4 protein-coding genes and 1 pseudogene are annotated in these 4,168 nt (G+C 39.8%); 4 read left to right on the forward strand and 1 reads right to left on the reverse strand.

The genetic code is table 11. The features are described 5' to 3' along the window. Positions 1-107 precede the first annotated feature (107 nt). Positions 108-308 (reverse strand): hypothetical protein, encoded by a 201-nt coding sequence (locus tag GJS40_RS11850; RefSeq protein WP_270898073.1) that lies wholly within the window; start codon positions 306-308, stop codon positions 108-110. A gap of 699 nt (positions 309-1,007) precedes the next feature. Between GJS40_RS11850 and GJS40_RS11855 the strand changes: the two genes are divergently transcribed. From GJS40_RS11855 to GJS40_RS11870, 4 genes and pseudogenes are all read left to right on the forward strand, one after another. Beyond that, positions 1,008-1,199 carry a hypothetical protein gene (locus GJS40_RS11855; RefSeq protein WP_270898074.1) on the forward strand — a complete coding sequence of 64 codons (192 nt, stop codon included), beginning with the start codon at positions 1,008-1,010 and terminating at the stop codon, positions 1,197-1,199. A 79-nt stretch (positions 1,200-1,278) separates the two neighbouring features. Next, entirely contained in the window at positions 1,279-1,728 is a 450-nt protein-coding gene (locus tag GJS40_RS11860) for a DnaA N-terminal domain-containing protein (protein ID WP_270898075.1), read from the forward strand. 243 nt (positions 1,729-1,971) lie between these two features. After that, positions 1,972-2,169 (forward strand): cold-shock protein, encoded by a 198-nt coding sequence (locus tag GJS40_RS11865; protein WP_270898076.1) that lies wholly within the window; start codon positions 1,972-1,974, stop codon positions 2,167-2,169. Positions 2,170-2,180: 11 nt separating this feature from the next. Continuing rightward, positions 2,181-3,857 (forward strand): annotated as a pseudogene (locus GJS40_RS11870) (penicillin acylase family protein). Positions 3,858-4,168: the final 311 nt, after the last annotated feature.

Raw genomic sequence — 4,168 nt, forward strand, 5'->3', positions numbered from 1 at the left:
AGGGTTCGTTGTACCCGAATTAACGCCTGTGGAGTGTTATACCAAACGAGAGTAGCTTCGGCAAAATCGGACACGTTGAAGCAGGAAATAAACAAAACTTTAGAGTTTTATAGAGTTTTGGCAACGGCAAAAGCTGCCAGCGCTACTGGAGGAGTGATGACTGCCAACGCTGAAAAGAACATCATAAACATGTGAGCAGCAACCAGTGGATCTCCTGCGTAGTTTGATGCTTCTAATAAGCTAACAACCGGTGGAATCGTGATAGCTACTTGAATGAGATAAGCAGCGGAACTGACGCAGTGTCCCATTCCTGGGATAGCCTGTCAAGGAAAGCACTTGACTGTCTATCCCAGGAATGGCGTGGGGTCAACAAGCTAAGAAGAGCCAAATGGGCTTGTTTATTCATTGTTATTCTGGAGACTACAAATACCAACAGTGCAGAGTCAGACTTTATTTACTCCATTCGGGCATGTGACCCTGTTAGAAAGCATATCTGACCTCCACCTCATGGATACGCAGGACGAAGGAATGTATGGAATTTGATCCGGAGAGAAATGGGAGGGTGAGCGATGAATGATGTTTATGCACGGTCATATCAATTTCCAAACTTATCCAGTCGTTTGGTCGTTAGGATGGGTTTCACCCTGTTAGAGTATTCTGTGATTATCCTTTTATAAGGTGGAAGTGCTGTTAGGTGTAAAACAGTGTCTATGAAATTTTGAGAATAAGCGAGCATTTGGAAGATATTCTTACTTTATTGAGGGAGGAATTGAGGTATTTTTTATGCCCTTAGATTGTTAGAGGCAAACTATTAAATATTGCATTATAAAATTTCAGAAAATTCAATACTTTACAGCTTTAAAGTAATTTTAAATTGAGAACTTCCGCGACACGAAAAATCGCGAGGCGAAATCACTTATCTCACATTTTTACAAACAGAAAAAGTCACAGAAAAAAGAAGACCGATTCGGCTGAAAGTATACATAGAAGATGAAGCAGGCGAGCGGGTGTCAAATGAAAATATTATCATTGCAAATAGTACTTCTTCATACCCTGCAGAACGAACGTATAAAGAAAAATTTGTTCTAAGAGAAATGAACGATGACCGACGGAAAACATATTATCTTGTATTAGCCTATGATGCAGAACGAAAAGAGAAAGTGTATGAACGATACCCTTTTACTATCGATATACCTTGAACCTTTGTGGCACTTAGAAATAATATCTCGAATAGGCCAAGTAAACGTGATAAATTGCCATAAACAAGGGGGCGAGACAATGGAGACGAATGCTCTTTGGGGCGCTGTAATGGATCGAATTAGTCAAAAAATACCCCGGCCATCTTTTGAAACTTGGTTTATACCCACTACCGCAACAATTAAACATGACAAAGTTTTTGTTACAGCTCCAAATAGTTTTGCGAGAGATTGGCTTGAGAACAGATATCAAGATTTGATTGCTGAGACGGTAAAAGAAGTGTCTGGAAAGAAATATGCTATTGTTATTACTGAGGAAGAAGAAACTGGTGAAGTAAGACTTCAACAACGTCCTAAGGCAGATGTGCTTGACGTGCCGTTTAACACAAAAATAGAGGCAAGGACACTATTAAAAAGGCTACTCCAAGAAGAGATCTACTCTGATGATTTAGCGCTACGGCTGTTACAAATGAATCACACAGAGCTAGGCTACTTAAAACAATGTATCCAAGATGAAAAAACGTTACAATGAAAAGAGAACGGTGTCCAAACGATAGAGCACATCGCTTCATTTGATCTTTAAAAAATATTTGTTGAAGGAAGTAAGAAAAAAGTATCTTTATTTTGTACCACGTGCTATACTATAAATAACTTAATTGTTCTTGTTAGCTATACAAGATTAATGTCATACCCTCACGAAGTATTTCATCGTCTTGAATGATATCAGAACAAACTAAGTAATAATCGTGCTTTACGCACAATGGAGGATTTTTAAATGAACACAGGTTCAGTAAAATGGTTTAACGCAGAAAAAGGTTTTGGGTTTATCGAAGTTGAAGGTGGAGACGATGTATTCGTACACTTCTCAGCAATTCAAGGCGAGGGGTTCAAAACTTTAGAAGAAGGTCAACAAGTGTCTTTCGATATTGAAGAAGGCGACCGTGGACCACAAGCAACTAACGTTGTTAAATAATATTTTATAATATGGTAGAAAGCTCTTCTTTCATAGAAGGGCTTTTTATTTTTTACACTGAAATAGATATTGCTGCAAGTTTTGAAAATGCAGTAATTCCTCATGCTTTTAACGGAAGTAACAACTGGGTTATTAGCGGAGAAAAAACAGAATCAGGAAAACCGTTACTTGCGAATGTCCCTCATTTAGGACTTGCTACTCCGTCTGTTTGGTATCAGATGCATCTAAAGGGTCCAGATGTGGATGTGAGTGGGGTAATTTTTGCAGGAGTTCCGGGTATCATTCTTGGCCACACGGATGAAATTGCTTGGGGTGTGACGAACACAGGACCAGATGTACAGCAACTTTATATCGAAAGAAGAAACCCTGATAATCCGTATGAGTTTTAATATGAAGATGACTGGGAAGAAGCGGAAGTGATTGAAGAGACGATTGAAGTAAAAGATGGAGAAGCAATTACTTACGAAGTCGTTGAAACTCGTCATGGCCCCGTCATCTCGGAATTGGAAGAGGAAGTCCTTTCTCTTCGTTGGACAGCACTCGAGGCCACGACAGAATTAGAAGCAGTCATTGATATAAATAAAGCAACAAACTAGCAGGAATTTGAGCATGCGTTGGAGAAGTTCTTAGCACCGGCTCAAAATTTTGTCTTTATGTCGAAAGATGGCACGATTGCATACAAGGCAAATGGGAATATTCCGATGTATGAGGATGGGCAAGATGCTCTCCTTCCATTAGCTGGCTGGGCGAGCGATAACGAATGGAATGGTTTTATTCCATTTGATGAACTCCCTTCCGTGGTGAATCCTGAGAAAGGATATATCGCTACCGCCAACAATAAAATTGTAGGAGAAGATTACCCTTATCATCTCAGTAATGTATGGGCATCTCCATATCGCTATGAAAGAATTGAAGAAATGTTGGAAGAAAAAGATGACTTTAGCGTAGACGACATGGCGCAAATGCAAATGGATGAAAAAAATTTGCAAGCGCGTGATTTTGTGCCATTGTTGTTGGAGTGGTTGCCACAAGAAGGATTAAGTGAAACAGAAAATGAAGCGGTTGCTTTACTCAAAGAATGGGATTTTCGCGATAATGTGAACGCACCAGAGCCGCTCATTTATCACCACTGGCTTCATGCAGTGGAAGAAATGGTATTTAAAGAGGATATTCCTGAGGAAGTGATGGGTTTATTAGGAAGACGTGGGCAATTACTTGATTCTCTCATTCGAAAAGGGGAAGATTCCATCTGGATAGAAGAACAAGGTGGTTGGAGTCAAATTCTTTCGGAAACATTTACAGAAACGATTACAGACTTAGCGGAAGAATACACGGATGATGTTGCTACATGGAAGTGGGGCGATTTCCACAAAGTGTACTTTGAGCATCCGTTATCCGACCAACATGCAATTTTGAAATTTTTATTTAATCGCGATAACCCTCTCGGTGTAGGGGGCAGTGAGAACACCGTGATGGCTGCAAGCTATGATGCAGAAACAGGGATTGTAAACCACGGTGCTGCTTGGCGGTTTATTATGGATGGGGCAGATTATGCCAATGGGTATCATCACGTCTCCCTAGGTCAATCCGGACATTTTTGGAGTGACTGGTACCATGACCAATTACTCGGTTGGTTGGGGAAATGGAGACTATCATGTCACAAATATCGTACAACCAACTGGTTATGAACTGACATTCATTCCACTAGACATAGAATACGAATAATCATTCTCCCTGCATACGAACAAGATATGCAGGGAAGGTATTTGGTATAATTATCAGAATAAAGATAACTTTTAGGAAAGGAACAGGTGAGACAACTGTGGAGAAATTTACTTATTTAGAAGAAGAACATCATATTTTTAGACAATCGAATGAATTTCATAACTCATAGCCCTTGTCTCCCAATGATTTTGAGCGTTGAAAAAAGAAGCACCTCCCCAAATCTTGTATAATGGTAATAACACGAAAACCATAAAAAGACTGGAGGAGCGCTTCT

The sequence above is a fragment of the Aliibacillus thermotolerans genome (assembly GCF_027853235.1).
GTDB classification, from domain to species: Bacteria; Bacillota; Bacilli; order Bacillales; family Marinococcaceae; genus Aliibacillus; species Aliibacillus thermotolerans.